Source organism: Phytopseudomonas daroniae (assembly GCF_004327275.1).
GTDB lineage: Bacteria > Pseudomonadota > Gammaproteobacteria > Pseudomonadales > Pseudomonadaceae > Aquipseudomonas > Aquipseudomonas daroniae.
The window spans coordinates 104332-121989 of sequence record NZ_QJUJ01000001.1 but is presented as its reverse complement, the minus strand read 5'-3'; the positions used below and the strand labels follow the sequence as shown (position 1 = coordinate 121989).

Below are 17658 nucleotides of genomic sequence, written 5' to 3'. Positions count from 1 at the left end.
CGATTTCCTTGCATTCTTCCCGACGGTTCCTCGTTCAGGCGGCCTGTCGAGAGGCTTTGAACCCTGCCGCTCGGCCCGGTAAGATGCGCTCACTTTTTCACCGCACAGACCTTTCAGGACGGCCCCGCCATGAGCATTAAATCGGACAAGTGGATTCGCCGCATGGCCCAGGAACACGGCATGATCGAGCCTTTCGTCGAGCGCCAGGTGCGCAACGAAGGCGGTCAGCAACTGATCTCCTATGGGGTGTCGAGCTACGGCTACGATGTGCGCTGCGCCGACGAATTCAAGGTCTTCACCAATATCAACTCGGCTACCGTCGACCCGAAGAATTTCGACGAGAAGAGCTTCGTCGATATCAAGAGTGACGTGTGCATCATCCCGCCGAACTCCTTCGCCCTGGCGCGCACCGTGGAGTTCTTCCGCATTCCGCGCAACGTGTTGACCATCTGCCTGGGCAAGAGCACCTATGCGCGCTGCGGCATCATCGTCAATGTCACGCCGCTGGAACCTGAGTGGGAAGGGCATGTGACGCTCGAGTTCTCCAACACCACCACGCTACCGGCGAAGATCTACGCCAACGAGGGCGTGGCGCAGATGCTGTTCCTCGAGTCCGACGAGGCTTGTGAGGTGTCGTACAAGGATCGTGGTGGCAAGTACCAGGGCCAGCGAGGTGTGACGCTGCCCAAGGCCTGATGTGGTCTTTCGGGACGCTTCGAAAAGCCGGGTTTTCCCGGCTTTTTTGTGGCCAGCCTTCCCTGGCAGCCACCCTGCGGGCCATCGCAAGCGACGTCAAAAATGGCTCCCGGCCATTTTTTGTGGCCGAGATTTCTCGGGGGCAGGGATGTGAAGGCAAATCGCAGGCAAAAAAATGGGCGCCTTGAGCGCCCGGAGAAATCAATCGATGCCTGGTTTCTGAGTGGTGGTGCCGAACGAAGTTCCCTGGATTTATAGGGCGAACTGTTCACGGACGGCTGGTCTACATGGTTACGTACGGCGCGCATGTTTGCGTGCCAGCCGCAAAGCCACCCGCTGGAGACACGCTATGAGTCAATGGAACATCGCCTACAGCAGAGACGAGGCGGCCGAAGTCCTGAAGGTCAAATCGAGCGAGAAACCGAGCCTGGAGCAGGCCGTGATCTGGTTGCTGGAATGGGCCGAAGAGAACCTGGAGCGCCTCGAACCGAAGGAGCAGCCCCGCGAAGAGCAGACCCCCGCGGTGCGCCTGGAGGAGCGCTTCGGCATTACCGTCACGGGTATCGCCCGCGACTGAGCTTCAGGCTCGGGCGCGCTCTTTGCTGGCCGGTTCTGCAACGGCGGCACTGCGGCGCGCCCCCAGAGGTTCGACCTTGCGCTGTTTCTCGTGCAGGAAGCTCAGTACCGCGTGGCGATACTGGTTGTAGCGCGGGTCGTCGGCCAGGGCGATGCGGTCACGGGGTCGCGGCAGATCGATGGTGAGAATCTCGCCAATGGTCGCCGAAGGGCCGTTGGTCATCATCACGATGCGATCGGAGAGCAGCACGGCTTCATCGACGTCGTGGGTGATCATCATCACCGTGTTGTGCAGCTCGCTCTGGATGCGCATCACCTCGTCCTGCAAGTGGGCGCGGGTCAGGGCGTCGAGGGCGCCGAAGGGTTCGTCGAGCAGCAATACCTTGGGTTCCATGGCCAGCGCGCGGGCGATGCCGACGCGCTGCTTCATGCCGCCGGAAATTTCATTGGGCCGCTTGTGCAGCGCGTGGCCCATGCTCACCAACTCCAGGTGATGCAGCGTCCAGTCGCGGCGCTCGGCCTTGCTCTTGGTACGCTTGAACACCTTGTCCACGGCCAGCGCGACGTTTTCCTGCACCGTCAGCCAGGGCAGCAGCGAATGGTTCTGGAACACCAGGCTGCGATCCGGGCCGGGGCCGCGAACTTCCCGGCCGTCGAGGATCACCGCGCCACTGCTGGAGTCGGTCAGGCCGGCGACGATGTTCAGCACCGTCGATTTGCCGCAGCCGGAGTGGCCGATGATGGAGATGTATTCGCCACGGTCGACGTTGAGGTTGATCTGGTTCAGTACGTGGGAGCTGACGCCGTCACGCTCGAAGTACTTTTCCACATGCTCGATGCTCAGGTAATGCTTGCTCATATCCGTACTCCTCAGGCCGATGTGCCGCGGGTGATGCGATTGCCGACGAACAGCACCAGACGGTCGAGCAGGAAGCCGACCACGCCGACGTAGACCAGGGCGAGAATGATGTCGCTGATACGCGAGGCGTTCCACGCATCCCAGATGAAGAAGCCGATACCGACGCCACCGATCAACATCTCCGCGGCGATGATCGCCAGCCAGGACAGCCCCACGCCGATGCGCAGCCCGGAGAAGATGTAGGGCGCAGCGGCTGGCAGCATGATCTTGTGGAAGTACTCCACGCCGTTGAGGCGCAGCACCTTGGCGACGTTGCGGTAGTCCTCGGGGATATTGCGGATACCCACCGAGGTATTGATGATGATCGGCCAGATGGCGGTGATGAAGATCACGAACAGTGCCGACGGGTGGCTGTCCTTGAAGCCGGCCAGGGACAGTGGCAACCAGGCCAGCGGCGGCACGGTACGCAGGATCTGGAACAGCGGATCGAGACCGCGCATCGCCCAGGTCGACTGGCCGACCAGAACCCCCAGGGCCACGCCGACCACCACCGCCAGGGCATAGCCGTAGGCCACGCGCTCGAGGCTGGCGAGCAGTTGCCAGGCCATACCGACGTCGGTGCCGCCGTTGTCATAGAACGGGTTGACGATCAGTTCCCAGGTGTCTTCGATGACCTGGCTGGGAGGCGGCAGCGAGGCGTTGGGGCCGCTGCACAGCAGTTGCCAGATCAGCAGCAGTGCTGCGGTGATCACCAGTGGCGGCAGCACCGACTGCAGCAGCGTGTTCGACAGACGCTTCAGCCAGCTTGGAGCGGTGACGCCGGCCGGCAGGGCCAGCGATTTGACGGGCGCATTCATGGGCGTTTCTCCGGTTAGGCCTTCAGGAGCAGGCTGTCGAGATAGGCTTGCGGGTTCTGCGGGTCGAAGGTCTTGCCGTCGAAGAAGGTCTCGAGGCCACGCGATTTCGATTGCGGAATCTGCTCGGCAGGCACCGCGAGCTCGGCGGCGGCCTGGCGCCAGATGTCTTCGCGATTGACGGTGTCGATCAGCGCCTGGCTGTCGAAGTCGTTCGGCAGGTAGCCCCAGCGTTTGTTTTCGGTCAGGAACCACAGGTCGTGGCTCTGGAAGGGGTAGGACGCGAACTCGCTCCAGAAGCGCATCAGGTGCGGGCTGTTTTCCACGACGCGGCCGTTGCCGTAATCGATGTTGCCTTGCAGACGTGCCAATAGATCCTTGGCGGGAGCGCCGATCCAGCGGCGCTTGGCGCAGATCTCGGCGACCTGTTCCTTGTTCTCCGCCGCTTCGCAGAACATCTGCGCTTCCATCACCGCCTTGAGCAGCGCGCGGGTCGCGTTGGGGTTGGCATCGACATAATCGGCTCGCAGCGACAGGGCCTTTTCCGGGTGGTTGGCCCACAGCTCACCGGTGGTCACCGCGCTGTAGCCAATGCCCTGGTTGACCAGTTGCGCGTTCCACGGCTCACCGACGCAGAAGGCGTCCATGCTGCCAACCTTCATGTTGGCGACCATCTGTGGTGGTGGGATGACCACCGTCGGCAGATCCTTGTTCGGCTCGATGCCACCGGCCGCCATCCAGTAGCGCAGCCACAGGTCGTGGGTACCGCCCGGGAAAGTCATCGCCGCGGCGATCTTCTGGCCCTTGGCCTGCTTGGCGGCGACGGCCTGTTTGAAGGCGCTGGCGTCGGTGCCGAGCTTGAGATCCTGATATTCCTTGCTGATGGATATGCCCTGGCCGTTGAGGTTCAGGCGTGCCAGCAGGTACATTGGCAACGGCGTGTTGTTGGTGGTGATCTTGCCGGCGGCCATCAGGTAGGGCATCGGCGTGAGGATGTGGGCGCCGTCGATGCCGCCACTGCCGGCGCCGAGCACCAGGTTGTCGCGGGTGGTGCCCCAGGACGACTGTTTGAGCACCTCGACACCGGTCATGCCGTGCTTGGCGAACAGGCCCAGTTCATCGGCCACGAACAGTGGCGCGGCATCGGTCAGGGCGATGAAACCGAGCTTGGCCTTGGTGGTTTCCAGATCATCGCTGCCCGCAGCCCATACCGCGCTGCTCAGGCCCGCTGGCAGCAGGCTCATCAATGCGCTGCCCCCGAGCAGGCCCATGGACTGCTTGAGAAAGGTACGACGCGGCTGACTGGCGCTGTCGTCGACGTTCTGCAATGTACGTGGCTTGTCGTCCATATCGTTTTCCCCAAAAGGCACGCATAAAAAAACGGCGTCACTCTCATGGCAGCGCTCGGGCTGCAACAAGGGTGGACGCCGTTGTCCAGGATTCGGATTGTGAAGGGACAGAGCCTGCCTCCTCGCTACGGACTTAGCAGGTTGCATGCCAGTAGCAGGAGCGCCTGGTCTGGCTGTCTGGCAACTGGCCTGGGAAATTCGATGTGCGGGAGCTAACTGATTGAACGGGAAAGCTTTTCAGCCTGTGCTGAGCAATTCCGTCGACTCTGTGCTGGATTGACTAGGCCGCTGGCGCCGCACAGCAGCGGGGCGTCTGCCGCTTGCCGTGCGCGGCGCAGGTGCATGGCCGCCAGAGTGCCGGTGGCAACGCTATGCCTGGGCATCCTCAGGCACGCTTGCCCCTGTCGCTATGTGGAGTGTTCTGGCTCTTGCGTGCGGCGAAGGCGAGCAGGCTCTGAGCGACATCGACCAGGCGCATGCTGCGCTCCATGGCGGATTGGCGAAGGCGTGCGTAGGCATCTTCTTCGCTGAGCCGGTAGTCGTTCATCAGCAGTTTCTTGGCCCGCTCGATCAGCTTGCGCTCGTTGAGCGTTTCGCGGGTTTCCTTGAGCTCATCGCTGACCCGCTGCAGGCGCTGGTTCTGCTCGTGCAGCAGGTCGAGCACCGAACGCGCCAGGTGGTTGCCCACCGAATCCTGAGGCGCGCTGTCCAGGGTGCTGCTGTGCACGCTGAACAGCAGCGCCTGATCGCTTCCGACATCCATCTGCGCCAGGCGCCCCAGCAGGGTGCGATGGTTGTCGAGGTCGGCATGGGCTTCGGCGATGCTGCTGCGACAATGTTCCAGCAGGCGCGTGGCGAGATGGTTTTCCACCTCCTTCATGGCGTCGATACGTCGGGTGTTGAGCTCGAACCACAGCTCACACAGGCCTGGATCCACCGTGGCGTTGGCCGACGTGCGCTTGGCGATGCGGCGCAGGCTGATCACCTGGGCGACGGTATCGCTACTGTGGATCTGCTGCCACAGGGCGACCGCCTCACCATCGGCGAACTCGCTGAACACATCGAAGCAACGTTCCTGGCCTTCTTCGAGATGCTGCAGGCGTTCCTGCAACTCGCCATCGAAATGCCCGTGCGAGAACCCTTCGACGCCGGCAGCGCGCTCCTGACCGGCCAGCTCCTTGCCCTGCATGAAGTTGAACATGGCCACCAGCAGCCGGGTGATGCTCGGGTCGACAGCGGTATCGGCGGCTTCGAAAACCACGGCCAGCAGCCCGCCGATCAATCGGGTGAAGGCCTGGGTCGCCTGACGTGGAGCAGGCTCCAGTTCACGGATGCGTCGGCGCAGGCCAGGCAACTCGTCCAGGCCATGCAGCACGTAGGCGATGCGGTTGAACAGGCGGGCGCGATCCGCGGCATTGGCCTGGGCGGTATCCATGGCCATGAAGCACTCGTGTACCTGACGCTCCACGGCGGCTGACTCGGCACTGTGTGCGTCAAGTTGGTGCAGGTAATGGCTCGCCTGGTTGCCGAGATAGATGTTGGAGTAGCCCCTTTCTTTTTGCAGCTGGTGAACCAGTTGACTGATGCGGGTCACCAGTTGGCAGGTGAAGGACAGGCTCTCCAGGCCCTGCAGCTCGCAGCGGCGGGCAGCGAGCATGAAGCGCAGGGTGGCAGGCATGGCGGTATCAGGCATGGGGGCAGTCTTTCAGGCAGTACGGTTGAACTAAAACAGTGCAAATAGCAGTCCAGTTGCTTAGGGTCTGTCCTCAGGCGCTGCGCATCTCGAGTTCTCTGGCAGCCTCGATAGCAGTGCCGACCACATCGCCGATCACCAGAATGGCTGGGCTTTTCAGCTTGAATGCCAGGGCGGCATCGACCATTTCCAGCAGCGTGCTGCGGCATTCGCGTTGATCCGGCAGCGAGGCGTTATCGATCATCGCCACAGCGGTGTGCGCCGCCATACCGGCATCGAGCAGGTGCTGGCGGGTATCGGTCAGAGTGGCGATGCCCATGTACACCACCAGCGTCGTACCGCTGTCGGCCAGTGCCTGCCAGTTCGGCGAGCTGCCATCCTGGGTGTGTGCGGTTACCAGAGTGACGCCGCGGGCGACACCGCGCAGGGTCAGGGAGATGCCGCAGCGGGTCGCCGCGGCCAGGCCGGCGGTGATGCCGTTGACGATCTCGCAGTGCACGCCGCGGGCGGCCAGCCAGTCGGCCTCTTCGCCACCGCGGCCGAAGATGCACGGGTCGCCGCCCTTGAGGCGCGCGACCACCTTGCCCTGGCGGGCATAGCGCAGCATCAGGCGATGGATGAACGCCTGGGGTGTCGAACGACAGCCCCCGCGTTTGCCGACGCGGATCACCCGCGCGCCGGGGCAATGCTGCAAAACCTGCGGGTTGACCAGATCGTCGATCAGCACCACATCGGCCAGGCCGAGGGCACGCACCGCCTTGAGAGTGAGCAGTTCCGGGTCGCCGGGGCCGGCGCCGATCAGCCATACGCTTGGGTTCATCACGGTATTCCTTTTATCTAGGTTCAACCCAGTCTTCGCTAGGCTTCGATGGTCTGTAGCGCCAGCAGACGCTTGATTTCCGGTACGCAGGAGCCGCACTGGGTGCCGCAGCCGAGATTCTGTTTGAGCGCGATGAGGTCGCAGCCGCGCTCGATACCCTCGCGCACCGCGGCCTCGCTGACGTTCATGCAGGTGCACAGGGTCTTGCCGGTGTGCTGACGAGCCTGGCCGGGCGGGCTCTCCACCGGCGCCAGCAGCCAGCGGCGCAGGGCCCGGCCGCTGTCGTCATCCAGTGAGGTCTGGTTTTGCCAGAGGTCACGCAGCCAGCCGCGAGCGCGGGTCTCGCCGCTCAGGCAGAAGCCCGTCAGGCGGCTCCCGTCGATACGCACACGCTTGTGGATGGGTAAGCAGCCTGGGCCATCATGAGGGTCGTCGTAGCGGATCACCGGCCCTTCGGTCAGGCCCAGTTTTTCGTGAAGCTGTTCGAGCAACGCCGCATCGGGTGCGTGATGGTGGGCGGCACGCATCACCAGTGCCGAGGTCTCGCGACCGGCGAGGCCGAAGCTGGCGTAGGCGAAGGTCTCGCACAGCGGGCGCAGGGCTTCCAGGCGTTGCTGAACATCACCTTCGATCAGGGCGTGGAATGTCCAGGGCAGGTCGACGGGCTGTACGTCTATCCCGGCGTGTTTGAGCTCCGGCTGTTTCGACAGCGGGTCGAACGCCGGCAAGGTCAGGGCGTTGATGCCGAGACCCTTGAGAAAGCGGTCACCCCAGTGCATGGGCAGAAAGGCCTGGCCCTGCTGCAGGCTGCTGTCGGCCTGCACGCGTACGACCAGCGCGCCACGGCGGCTGTGCACCTCGACCAGTTGGCCATCCTGCAGGTGCCGCTGCGCCATGTCCTGCGGGTGCAGGCCGAGCAGTGGTTCTTCGGCGTGGGCGAACAGCCGTGCCGCAGTGCCGGTACGGCTCATGCCGTGCCACTGATCGCGCAGGCGACCGGTATTGAGGGTCAGCGGATAGCGCTTGTCGCGCTGCTCCCTGGCCGGTTGGTAAGCCTCGGCGATAAAGCGCGCGCGACCGTTGGTGCTCGCAAAGCGCCCATCGCCGTACAGGCGTGGCGTACCGTTTTGCGCACCTTCGGGAAAGGGCCACTGCTGCGGGCCGCGCGCTTCCAGCAGTGCGTAGCCCAGGCCGCAGAGATCCAGGTCTCGCCCGCGAGTCAGAACCTTGTATTCCTCGAACAGTTGCTCGGGATTTTCGAAGGCGAAATGTCCCGATGGCGCACCCGGCAGACGGGTTTCCAGGCGGCGGGCAAAATCGCAGGTGATCGACCAGTCGGCTCGCGCCTCGCCAGGTGCGGGCACCGCGCGGCGCACGCGACTGATGCGGCGCTCGGAGTTGGTCACCGTGCCTTCCTTCTCGCCCCAACTGGCGGCGGGTATCAGCAGGTCGGCATATCGGCAGGTTTCGGTGGTGAAAAAGGCTTCCTGTACCATCACGAAAGGGCAGTCGCTCAGGGCCTGATGAATCCTGTGCTGATCCGGCATGGACTGGGCCGGGTTGGTGCAGGCGATCCACAGCGCCTTGATCTTGCCGCTGCCCACGGCTTCGAACAGTTCGATGGCGCTGAGCCCAGGCGTTTCCAGCAGCGCGTCGACGCCCCAGTAAGCCGCGACTTCGGCGCGGTGTTCGGGGTTGGCGACCTCACGGTGACCGGGCAGCAGGTTGGACAGGCTGCCGGTTTCCCGGCCGCCCATGGCATTCGGCTGGCCAGTGAGGGAAAAGGGCCCGCTGCCGATCTTGCCGATCTGCCCGGTGGCCAGGTGCAGGTTGATCAACGCGCAATTCTTCGCGGTGCCGGCGGTGGACTGATTGACGCCCATGCACCACAGCGACAGAAAACGCGGCGAACTGCCGATCCACTCCGCGCAGCGGCGCAAGTCCGCTTCGCTGATTGTGCAGAGTTGGGCGACGCGCGCGGGCTCGTAATCCGCGACCAACGCTTGCAGCGCCTCGAAACCTTCGGTGTGCGTCTCGATGAAGGTGCGGTCGATGCGGCCTTGCTCCAGCAGCAGGTGCAAGACGCCGTGCAGCAGTGCCACATCACTACCGGGCGCAATGGCCAGGTGCAGATCGGCGAGGTCGCAGGTGTCGGTGCGCCGTGGGTCGACGACGATGACCTTCATCTGCGGATTGCATGCCTTGGCCGCTTCCAGACGGCGAAACAGGATCGGGTGGGCGTAGGCCATGTTGCTGCCGATGATCAGCAGGGTGTCGGCCTGCTCGATGTCTTCGTACGAGCAGGGCGGCGCGTCGGCGCCCAGGCTGCGCTTGTAGCCGACCACCGCCGAGGACATGCACAGGCGCGAATTGCTGTCGATATTGTTGGTACCGACCAGGGCGCGGGCCAGCTTGTTGAAGGCGTAGTAATCCTCGGTCAGTAACTGCCCGGAAATGTAGAACGCGACGCTGTCCGGGCCATGCTCGCGGAGGGTGCGGGCGAACACGTCGGCAGCATGATCCAGGGCCGTGTCCCAGTCCGTGCGGGTGCGGCCCAGCCCTTTGCCGAGGCGCAGTTCGGGGTACAGGGCACGGGCGGCGAGATCGCCGGTCAGGTGCAGTGAGGCACCCTTGCTGCACAGTTTGCCGAAGTTCGCCGGGTGCGCGGGATCGCCGCTGACGCCGAGAATGCGCTCGTCGTCGTGCTCGATCAGCACGCCGCAGCCTACGCCGCAGTAGCAGCAGGTCGATGCGGTGGTGTGCGTCGCGCCGCCGGATTGTCGAGCGCCCATCAGGCCGCTCCTTGCAGGAGAGTCGGTTCCGCGGCGCAGGCGGGGGACAGGCTGTTCACTGCGTCTTCGCCGAACATCAGCGCATCGCGGATATCCGTCACCTTGCACCCCTCGCGGATCAGCCGCCAGTACCAGGCGGCATCGGCGGTATCGCCATACAGGCAGGCACCGACCAGCACGTCGTTCTTCAGCACCAGCTTGCGATAGCTGCCAGTGATGGGGTCGTCGAGAGTGATGCTCTGCGTCCCTGGGCCGCCAGCGAAGTCGCCCGCGGAGAACAGGTCGATACCGGTGACCTTGAGCTTGGTGGAGGTCAGCGAGCCGAGGTAACGGCGAAATCCCTGCATGGCCAGGTGGCTGGCACATACCCGTGCCTGTTCGAACAGTGGCGCCACCAGGCCGTAGGCGATACCGCGGTGGCTGACGCATTCGCCCACGGCGTACACCCGTGGGTCGAAGCTCTGCAGCGTGTCGTTGACCAGGATGCCGCGGGCGCAGGGCAGGCCTGCACGCTGCGCCAGTTCGATGTTGGGGCGAATGCCGGCGGCCATCACCACCAGGTCGGCGGGCAGTTGCTCGCCATCGCTGAAGCGTACGGCGCTGACCCGTCCGGCGTCGGTGCCGATCAGCTCGGCGGTCTGCTTGCCGAGGGCGAAGTGCAGGCCGCGTCGCTGCAGAGCGTTTTGCAGCAAGCCACCGGCGCGCTCGTCGAGCTGGCGTTCCAGCAGAGTGGCGCCGTTGTGCACCACGCTTACGTCCATGCCGCGCAGCTTGAGGCCGTGGGCCGCCTCCAGGCCGAGCAGGCCACCGCCGATGACTACTGCACGGCGGTGCAGGTTGGCGCTGTCGAGCATGCAGCGGGTGTCGGCGATATCGCGGTAGCCGATCACGCCTTCCAGCCCATTACCCGGTATCGGCAGGATGAACGGCCGCGAGCCGGTGGCGATCAGCAGGCGGTCATAGTCGGCGCTGCTGCCATCATCGGCGATCACCCGGCGGTGGATACGGTCGATCTCCACCACCTTGCGGCCCAGCAGCAGGTGAATGCCGTGCTCGGTGTACCAGCTCAGCTCGTTGAGCACGATGTCATCGAAGGTCTGCTCGCCCGCCAGCACCGGTGAGAGCAGGATGCGGTTGTAGTTGGGATGGGGCTCGGCGCCGAATACGGTGATGTCGTAGAGATCCGGGGCGATCTTGAGCAGCTCTTCCAGCGTGCGTACGCCGGCCATGCCGTTGCCGATCATCACCAGCTTCAATCGTTTCATCCGCTACCTCCGTGGCTCTGAATGAATCGTGAGCACACAAAAAAGGCGTCCTGCACCGTGAGTGCAAGGACGCCTTTGTCCGATCCCGATTCGTTTCGGGGAGCCTTGCCGTCTGACGGCGTGCTCTATGTCTGCAAGGGCATGAGCAGGGAGTGTGCCAATTGCTCGAGAATGGCCGGGCAGATTGGAGAGGGCGGCAGGAAATGACCCAGTGAATCAGGGTTCGCGTTGCTGTAACCCTGCACGGCCTTGCCATGGGCTGTCTTGTGGTGGGCTAGGGCGCAGCCGGCATCGTGTCGTTCGATGCACCGATGGCTGCGCCTGATCCACCCTGTGGTGAGCGGTATGTCTGCGCCTTGTTGGTGCGTTGCGCCCCTGGGTTGTGCGTCAGGGTGTCAGCAGCAGGCGTTTGCTGCCGTAGGTTTTCTCCAGATTCTGCTGTTGCACCGGAAAGCTCAGGTACTGGGCGCGGCGCCAGGCATCGATGCCGTCGGCATAGTGCGGGCTGGCCGGGTTGCCGGATTGCCCGGAGCTATTCAGGCCGATCATCGGTTCTTCGCGGCCGAAGTCGACGATCACCCGCATGCTCGGTATCAGCCAGGTATCGAAGTCCTGGCCCCAGTTGTAGGCCGAGACGTTCAGCGTACTGTGGTCGCCACCGGCCGGGTAGGGGCCACGATCCAGATAGCCCTTCAGCGAGCCGATGCTGGCACGTTGGCCGACGCTCAGGTAGGGCGCCATCTGCGTGCTGCCGCTTAGCCACTCGTAGGTGTGCAGCTTGCCCCACTGCCAGGCGGCGCGTTCACTGCCCAGGCGTTGTTCGAGCAGCTCGATGCTGGCCGCCAGGCTGCGGGCTAGAATCGTCGGCTTGTCTTCCTTCTGCGGGGTGCGCACGTCGTCCCAGAATGGGCTGTCGTCGCGGCCGAGCAGATGATCGGCCTGGGCCGAATAAGAGAGGTTGGCTGTGTCCACCAGGGCTTTCCAGGCCTGTGAGGTGTCCGGGCCGAGCTCGTCGAGGAAGATCTGCCGCGCGCTCTCGTGCAGAAAGGCGCCATACACCGCTGCGTCCGTCGAGGCCGCGGAGAGCTTGCCGTCGAAGGCCATCAGCCGGCTCAGGGCTTCACGCGCCTTGCCGCGTTGCGCCTCGGGCAGGCGGTCGATGGCCTGGCGCAGCGGTTCGGCTATGTTCTGGGCTTCGAACATGCTCTGCAGCTTGGCGACGAAGGGCGAGGTCTGGTCGTACTGCATGGCAATCATGCTTTGCGTGTCATGGCGGCCACTGCCGGCTAACTGCGCCAGGCGCTCGTAGCGCTCCGGGGCGTACCAGGAGTTGGACAACTGCATACCGTAACCACGCGGCACACTGCGCTGGTTGGCACTGCCCAGCCAGCCCTGCTGGGGATCCTGATCGTAGGGGTGGAGCATCGGGTCGGCGAAGCCATCCCACTCATAGCGGCTGTCCCAGCCTGGTGACGGCACCAGGCCCTGGCCGCCGCGGCGATTGGGGAAGCGCCCGGTGACCTGCCAGCCGATATGTTCGGCGTCGGCGAACACCAGGTTCAGCGGCATGGCGCGGATTTCCCGGGCTGCCTCGAAGGCCTGCTCCACCGACTGTGCGCGGGACAGGTCGAAGAAGGCGTCCAGGCTGGCGTCGTCCTCGAACTGGGTGGTCTGCAGCGCCAGGCCGTAGCCGCTTTGCAGCTGGAGCGGTTGCAGCGGGTGCTTGCGCTCGCCCAGTACGCTGTTGAGCAGCGGGCCGTGACGGGTTTCGTAGACCGTCTCGCGAATCGGTTTCTGGCCCTTGATGAAGAAGGTTTCCTGTCGCTCCTGGGTCGGCTGCCATTTGCCGTCGGCGAGATACAGCAGGCGATTGCCTTCGCGTTTGACCTGCTCGAGGAACAGATCCTGGTTGTCGCCCATGACCATGGTCATGCCCCAGGCCAGTTTGCCGTTGAAGCCGGCAACCACCGCGGGCATGCCGGCGACCGTTACCCCTGAGGCCTGGAATTTCGGCGCGCGAATCTGCACGAAGCTCCATACCGAGGGCAGTGCGATCGGCAGATGGGTGTCGTTGGCCAGCAGGCTCTTACCGCTGCGGCTGCGCGAGGGAGCGATAGCCCAGTTGTTCGAGGCGGCGACGCCGAGCATGTGCCGCTCGGACACCTGCGCGGTGGCGGCATTGAGCGCCTGCAGGCCGGGAATGCGCCCGTCCAGCGCCAGGCCCTTGAGCTTTTCGGCTTCCTCGAACGGCAACGGCTCGTCCGGGTAGGTAGGTAGCAGCCAGGCCAGTTTGTCGGCACCGACTTTCTGGGTCAGGGTCAGTGCCGCGATCTCTTCCTGCAGGTTCACCGACAGGCCGAAGTTGAGCAGGCAGAAGATCAGTACCGAGTCTTCGGGCTTCCAGTAAGGCGGGCGGTAGCCGGCCTCGGCCAGATCCATCGGCAGCTTGTCGCGGTAGCGGAACAGGTAGGCGTTGACGCCACGGGCGTAGACCTCGAAGAACGCCTTCATCCGCGGCGAGGCATTCTTGTAGAGTACCTCGGCGCTTTTCTTGAGATTCACGGCACGCATGAACCTGTCCATTTCCAGCACGCCCGGGCCGGCCATTTCCGCCAGGCGTCCCTCTGCCATCAGGCGCAGGCTGACCATCTGGCTGAGGCGGTCGCTGGCGTGCACGTAGCCCAAGGTGAACAGGGCATCGTGAAAGGTATGGGTTTCGATCAGCGGCATACCCAGCGGGTTGCGGCGTACCGAGGCGGTCTGCGCCAGCCCCTGGACGCGGAAGGAGCCATGATCCGGATGCACGCTATCGCGGTAACGGCTGTCGAGCAGGGACTGGCAACCGCTCAGTGCAACCATGCCGGTCACGATGCCAGCGAGGCTCAGGGTAGCGAGAGAACGGAAAGCGCGCGGCAGCATGCGGCGGACTCCTAGCGGAAAATGGCGGTGGTGGGCGAGTGCCCGGGCGCGAATGGCGCTAAAGGTAGAGAGCGGCATGGCGCCTGGCAAGTGGCGCGGCAAATGGGACGACGCAGGGCCTATGGCCGGGTGGCCAGTCCTTCGTCGAGCAGCCAGCGAGCAGCCTCTCGGGCCTGCCGGTCGTGGGCCTGGGTCAGCTCGGTGAACCGCTCCTCGTGCTGGCGGCGTTCGGCCCGGCTCAGGGCTTTCCAGTCGGCATGGGTGGGCACGTGAGCGGTCGCTTGGTACAACTGCTGAAAAATCTGGGTCTGAGGAGTAAGGCTCAACCCACTGTCGTAGTTGTCGAGCAGTACCTTGATGCGGATCGCGCCTTCGATCAGTGGCACCTGACCGTCGAGCAGACAGCTGGCCAATACCCGTAAATCGTCGTGCAGACGCTGGCGCTGCGCATGGCGAGCCTCGGCCTGCCGACGCTGCCTGGCCCAGACCTGACGCCACAGATGGGCGGCGTACAGAGCCAGGGCGACGACAGTGAGGGTCGCGAGCAGGATCAGCAGGTGATCAGGCTCCATGGCACTTCTTGAATTTCTTCTCGCTACCGCACGGGCAAGGGTCGTTGCGACCAATGTCCTTCAGGGTGTTGCGTACCGGCTCCTGAGGTGCGTGGTTGCAATGCGGGCCGTGCACATGGCCGTGATGGTCGTGGCCATGATCATGTTCATGATCGTGGTTGCAGTCGGGGCCATGGACATGGGGTTGCTGGGTCATGCGAGGTTACTCCGGAAGATATTCACCGGGAATTATCTCGCCATTGCGTGCCATGTGCACGCGGCGACCGAAGAATAATCCGGTTTTCACTTCGCCCTGCAGGCGGTAGCTGATGGGCTGATCCGGCTGTTCCAGCAATTTGACCACCTGACGAACGTGGCGCCACAGGTTGGTACGCACGGGAACGTCGAATTCGATATGACCATTGGCGGGCACGGTGAACCAGACTTCCGACTCACCCTCGGCCAGCTTCACGTCATTGAGATGCACCACGTAGTTGAGACCACGCACGGGCAGGCTGACGTTGTTGGGATTGTCGATACGAAAGCGCAGGACGAAGCGCTGCTCCAGCAGTTTGGCCCGCACCACGTTGACATCCACGAGGCGGACATCGGGATCTTCGAAATTGTCCGAAAGCCAGGTCGAGCAACCGCTCAATGCCGAGTACAGGCCAAGAAATACCGTTAGGCTAAGAGTTCTTATCATTTGCGCCTGAGAAAACATTTCATACTCCGTTCGAGGCCTCAGTGTAACAAGAGACGGCTTTGCTGCCCTAGGGCCTAGTTGTCATTTCATCGCAAGCCCTTTTGCTGCGAGGAAATGCCGACGAACTCTCGTGTGCTCGCAAAAAGCTGCGTCATACTGGCCTGCATGCATTTAGGTTTTATTGCTGTGGCCAAAATGGCGATACGAGATGACGAAAAGGAGCGTGGTGATGGCTCGATATGAAATCGCATTTTCCGGTGAGCTGGTGCCCGGCGCTCAGTTGGAAACGGTGCAGGCCAATCTGGCCAAGCTGTTCCAGGCAGATGCCCAGCGGATCGCCCAGTTGTTTTCCGGGCGTCGTGTGGTGATCAAGAACAATCTGGACGAGGCCGCTGCCGAGAAGTACCGCAGCACCCTGGAGCGCGCCGGGGCACGTGTCGAGGTGGTCGACACGGAGCCGGAAATCATCGAAGAGATCGAACTGGCGCCACCACCTGCCGAACCCGTCAGCCAGGCTGCCAGTCAGCCCCAAGGTCGCCTGCAGGTGGCGCCGCGTGACGAGTACATGGCGGCCTTCGCCGATGTCGATGCACCGGATTTCGGTGTCGCTGCGCTGGGCGAAGATCTACAGGATACCGCGCCCCAAGCGCCCGAGCCTGCACTGGATCTGTCGCAGTTCAGCCTGGCCCCGGTGGGCAGCGACATGGGCCAGGTGAAGGCTCGGCCTGCCGCACCGGCTCCCGATACCTCGCATCTCAAGCTGGTGTAAGGTCAGCCGTCCGCTTATAGATAGCCGGCGCAGCACTTCTTGAACTTCTGGCCGCTGGCACAAGGGCAGGGATCGTTGCGCCCGGCCTGCAGGCCCACCGTAGGGTCGATGAAATACCAGCGACCCTGGTTCTGCACGAAAGCGGAGCACTCGCGGTGGCTGTGCTCGCCGGCTTCGTCATGCCAGCGGGCGATGAAGGTGACTCGCGCATGTTCGGGCTGGCCACCTAGCAATTCGGAGTGCTCGACCTCGAGGCCCAGCCAGGTGCTCTGCAGGCTCCAGGCGCGGATGCCTTCGACATCCAGCTTCGCCTGCTGCGCCGGCAGCGAGGTCGCCAGCAGATAATCGATGTTGCCGAGTACATAAGCGCTGTAACGCGAGCGCATCAGGCTCTGGGCGCAGGGGGCCGGCGTGCCGTCGTGATAACGGCCGCAGCAGTCCGGCAGGGAGTCGCCGCTGCCGCAAGGGCAGCCAGTCTGCGAGGCTTCGGTTGCCATCCTTACCACCAGTATTTGCCGAAGTTTTCCGGATTGGCCCAGAACTTGGCGTTCAGCCAGTCGGGGGCCTGTTTGTATTCCAGCAGATCGTAGGTGAACAGGCTGAGTACCTGCTCATCCCGTGCGAAGCGCTCGCTGACGTGCAGGGCGAGAGCGAAGAAGTCGGTGTCTTTCCAGCCACTGGCCTGCAGATCGACCAGCACGGCCATGCGGCTGGCATTCAAATTGCGTATGCCACCGAGCAATTGTAGGCCATCGCGTTTGGGCATGTGCTCCAGGCAATCGACCACGATGGCGAGATCGAAACGTTGCCCGGCCAGCTCTGGCGGCAGGTTGCCCGTGGCGGCATGGGCGATCAGGCTCTGTGGATGTGCCTGTCGAAAGGCATTTATCGCAGGCTGCTCGCTTTCGCCGATCAACAGCAGGCGTTTGGGTGCATAACGTTGAAGTAGAGCTGCCAACGATTGTTGTGGCGTACGGCTAGAAGTGATGTGGCTCATCGAAAACCTCGAAGGAATCACAAAAGACTACCGCGCACGGATGCAATCAACTAGAACTGTTCGTTCTGCTCGGCTGTCGTAAAGCTGTCTGGCAGATTTTAAAACGGGCGTCTTTAATCCAGAGTGTCGGTTTTTGCGCCGATTCCCATTAGGAGACTTGCATATGAGTATTACAAGGAAAGCGGTACCCCTGATCATTGCGTCCACCTTTCTGACGGGGTGTGCTGGTGTCCAGAAATCCGACTGGCCAACCTGTGCCGCGGTAGGTGGCGTCGGTGGTGCTGCGCTAGGTGCCATCGAAAGCTCGGCTTGGGCCGGTGGCGGTGCGGTAATCGGCGCGGGCTTTGCTGCCGCCTACTGCTGGGTACACGGCGCCGACGGTCAGGAAGAGCTGGTGTTGGTCGAAGAAACCATCGTTGAAGAGCCGGTCGCTCCTGAGCCGGTCGCCGAAGCGGTGCGTGTCGAACTCGATGTGAAATTCGACTTCGACAAGTCCCAGGTCAAGCAGGAAAGCTACGGTGATATCCAGAGCCTGGCCGATTTCATGAAACAGTACCCGCAGACCACTACCGTGGTTGAAGGCCATACCGACTCCGTTGGTACTGATGCCTACAACCAGGCCCTGTCCGAGCGCCGCGCGAATGCCGTGCGTGAAGTCCTGGTCAACCAGTACGGTGTCGGCGATACCCGCGTGAACGCAGTCGGCTATGGTGAGAGCCGTCCGGTTGCCGACAACGCCACTGAAGAAGGCCGTGCGATCAACCGTCGCGTGGAAGCGGAAGTCGAAGCTCGGCCATAAGCCAGCCTCGAAGTTC

At 63.3% G+C, this 17658-nt stretch carries 16 protein-coding genes and 1 pseudogene; 4 read left to right on the top strand and 13 right to left on the bottom strand.

What is annotated here, in order from left to right; all coding sequences use genetic code 11:
• Positions 1 to 129 precede the first annotated feature (129 nt).
• Entirely contained in the window at positions 130 to 696 is a 567-nt protein-coding gene (dcd, locus tag DNK10_RS00665; protein ID WP_131180792.1) for a dCTP deaminase, read from the top strand.
• 349 nt (positions 697 to 1045) lie between these two features.
• Positions 1046 to 1273 (top strand): hypothetical protein, encoded by a 228-nt coding sequence (locus DNK10_RS00660; RefSeq protein WP_131180791.1) that lies wholly within the window; start codon positions 1046 to 1048, stop codon positions 1271 to 1273.
• A gap of 3 nt (positions 1274 to 1276) precedes the next feature.
• On the opposite strand, the gene DNK10_RS00655 is transcribed toward DNK10_RS00660, so the two are convergent.
• From DNK10_RS00655 to DNK10_RS00605, 11 genes and pseudogenes are all read right to left on the bottom strand, one after another.
• A complete protein-coding gene (locus DNK10_RS00655; protein ID WP_131190257.1) occupies positions 1277 to 2131 on the bottom strand; it encodes an ABC transporter ATP-binding protein in 855 nt (284 codons plus the stop codon).
• A gap of 11 nt (positions 2132 to 2142) precedes the next feature.
• Positions 2143 to 2988 (bottom strand): nitrate ABC transporter permease, encoded by an 846-nt coding sequence (ntrB, locus tag DNK10_RS00650; protein WP_131180789.1) that lies wholly within the window; start codon positions 2986 to 2988, stop codon positions 2143 to 2145.
• 14 nt (positions 2989 to 3002) lie between these two features.
• Positions 3003 to 4334: a CmpA/NrtA family ABC transporter substrate-binding protein gene (locus DNK10_RS00645; RefSeq protein WP_131190256.1), complete on the bottom strand. Its 1332-nt coding sequence runs from the start codon at positions 4332 to 4334 to the stop codon at positions 3003 to 3005.
• Positions 4335 to 4719: 385 nt separating this feature from the next.
• On the bottom strand, positions 4720 to 6027 hold the full coding sequence (locus tag DNK10_RS00640; protein WP_131190255.1) for a nitrate regulatory protein: 1308 nt from the start codon (positions 6025 to 6027) through the stop codon (positions 4720 to 4722).
• A gap of 73 nt (positions 6028 to 6100) precedes the next feature.
• Positions 6101 to 6847, bottom strand: a complete 747-nt coding sequence (gene cobA / locus DNK10_RS00635) for a uroporphyrinogen-III C-methyltransferase (RefSeq protein WP_131190254.1) — start codon at positions 6845 to 6847, stop codon at positions 6101 to 6103.
• A 38-nt stretch (positions 6848 to 6885) separates the two neighbouring features.
• The gene (locus DNK10_RS00630) at positions 6886 to 9639 is read right to left on the bottom strand and encodes a nitrate reductase (RefSeq protein ID WP_131190253.1); all 2754 of its coding nucleotides are present in this window, start codon (positions 9637 to 9639) and stop codon (positions 6886 to 6888) included.
• Positions 9640 to 9695: 56 nt separating this feature from the next.
• Positions 9696 to 10904, bottom strand: a pseudogene (locus DNK10_RS00625) (NAD(P)/FAD-dependent oxidoreductase); the annotation flags it as partial.
• A gap of 387 nt (positions 10905 to 11291) precedes the next feature.
• Positions 11292 to 13763: a penicillin acylase family protein gene (locus DNK10_RS00620; RefSeq protein ID WP_425273842.1), complete on the bottom strand. Its 2472-nt coding sequence runs from the start codon at positions 13761 to 13763 to the stop codon at positions 11292 to 11294.
• 179 nt (positions 13764 to 13942) lie between these two features.
• The gene (locus tag DNK10_RS00615) at positions 13943 to 14395 is read right to left on the bottom strand and encodes a DUF2489 domain-containing protein (RefSeq protein WP_131180782.1); all 453 of its coding nucleotides are present in this window, start codon (positions 14393 to 14395) and stop codon (positions 13943 to 13945) included.
• Positions 14385 to 14591, bottom strand: coding sequence for an SEC-C metal-binding domain-containing protein (locus DNK10_RS00610; RefSeq protein WP_131180781.1), 207 nt, complete (start codon positions 14589 to 14591; stop codon positions 14385 to 14387). Before DNK10_RS00610 ends, DNK10_RS00615 begins: the two co-directional genes overlap by 11 nt.
• A gap of 6 nt (positions 14592 to 14597) precedes the next feature.
• On the bottom strand, positions 14598 to 15095 hold the full coding sequence (locus tag DNK10_RS00605) for an LEA/WHy family protein (RefSeq protein ID WP_131180780.1): 498 nt from the start codon (positions 15093 to 15095) through the stop codon (positions 14598 to 14600).
• A gap of 211 nt (positions 15096 to 15306) precedes the next feature.
• On the opposite strand from DNK10_RS00605, the gene DNK10_RS00600 reads away from it, so the two are divergent.
• Positions 15307 to 15846: a hypothetical protein gene (locus tag DNK10_RS00600; protein ID WP_131190250.1), complete on the top strand. Its 540-nt coding sequence runs from the start codon at positions 15307 to 15309 to the stop codon at positions 15844 to 15846.
• Between the two features lie 14 nt (positions 15847 to 15860).
• On the opposite strand, the gene DNK10_RS00595 is transcribed toward DNK10_RS00600, so the two are convergent.
• Positions 15861 to 16343 carry a YchJ family protein gene (locus DNK10_RS00595; protein ID WP_131180778.1) on the bottom strand — a complete coding sequence of 161 codons (483 nt, stop codon included), beginning with the start codon at positions 16341 to 16343 and terminating at the stop codon, positions 15861 to 15863.
• Between the two features lie 2 nt (positions 16344 to 16345).
• Positions 16346 to 16843, bottom strand: coding sequence for a DUF6231 family protein (locus tag DNK10_RS00590; RefSeq protein WP_131180777.1), 498 nt, complete (start codon positions 16841 to 16843; stop codon positions 16346 to 16348).
• 163 nt (positions 16844 to 17006) lie between these two features.
• On the opposite strand from DNK10_RS00590, the gene DNK10_RS26365 reads away from it, so the two are divergent.
• Entirely contained in the window at positions 17007 to 17642 is a 636-nt protein-coding gene (locus tag DNK10_RS26365; RefSeq protein ID WP_131190249.1) for an OmpA family protein, read from the top strand.
• Positions 17643 to 17658: the final 16 nt, after the last annotated feature.

Bases quoted from the DNA above. Each gene is read 5' to 3' on its own strand.
- dcd (WP_131180792.1), top strand. From the start codon at position 130: ATGAGCATTAAATCGGACAAGTGGATTCGCCGCATGGCCCAGGAACAC.
- DNK10_RS00660 (WP_131180791.1), top strand. From the start codon at position 1,046: ATGAGTCAATGGAACATCGCCTACAGCAGAGACGAGGCGGCCGAAGTC.
- DNK10_RS00655 (WP_131190257.1), bottom strand. From the start codon at position 2,131: ATGAGCAAGCATTACCTGAGCATCGAGCATGTGGAAAAGTACTTCGAG.
- ntrB (WP_131180789.1), bottom strand. From the start codon at position 2,988: ATGAATGCGCCCGTCAAATCGCTGGCCCTGCCGGCCGGCGTCACCGCT.
- DNK10_RS00645 (WP_131190256.1), bottom strand. From the start codon at position 4,334: ATGGACGACAAGCCACGTACATTGCAGAACGTCGACGACAGCGCCAGT.
- DNK10_RS00640 (WP_131190255.1), bottom strand. From the start codon at position 6,027: ATGCCTGATACCGCCATGCCTGCCACCCTGCGCTTCATGCTCGCTGCC.
- cobA (WP_131190254.1), bottom strand. From the start codon at position 6,847: ATGAACCCAAGCGTATGGCTGATCGGCGCCGGCCCCGGCGACCCGGAA.
- DNK10_RS00630 (WP_131190253.1), bottom strand. From the start codon at position 9,639: ATGGGCGCTCGACAATCCGGCGGCGCGACGCACACCACCGCATCGACC.
- DNK10_RS00620 (WP_425273842.1), bottom strand. From the start codon at position 13,763: ATGGTTGCACTGAGCGGTTGCCAGTCCCTGCTCGACAGCCGTTACCGC.
- DNK10_RS00615 (WP_131180782.1), bottom strand. From the start codon at position 14,395: ATGGAGCCTGATCACCTGCTGATCCTGCTCGCGACCCTCACTGTCGTC.
- DNK10_RS00610 (WP_131180781.1), bottom strand. From the start codon at position 14,591: ATGACCCAGCAACCCCATGTCCATGGCCCCGACTGCAACCACGATCAT.
- DNK10_RS00605 (WP_131180780.1), bottom strand. From the start codon at position 15,095: ATGTTTTCTCAGGCGCAAATGATAAGAACTCTTAGCCTAACGGTATTT.
- DNK10_RS00600 (WP_131190250.1), top strand. From the start codon at position 15,307: ATGGCTCGATATGAAATCGCATTTTCCGGTGAGCTGGTGCCCGGCGCT.
- DNK10_RS00595 (WP_131180778.1), bottom strand. From the start codon at position 16,343: ATGGCAACCGAAGCCTCGCAGACTGGCTGCCCTTGCGGCAGCGGCGAC.
- DNK10_RS00590 (WP_131180777.1), bottom strand. From the start codon at position 16,843: ATGAGCCACATCACTTCTAGCCGTACGCCACAACAATCGTTGGCAGCT.
- DNK10_RS26365 (WP_131190249.1), top strand. From the start codon at position 17,007: ATGAGTATTACAAGGAAAGCGGTACCCCTGATCATTGCGTCCACCTTT.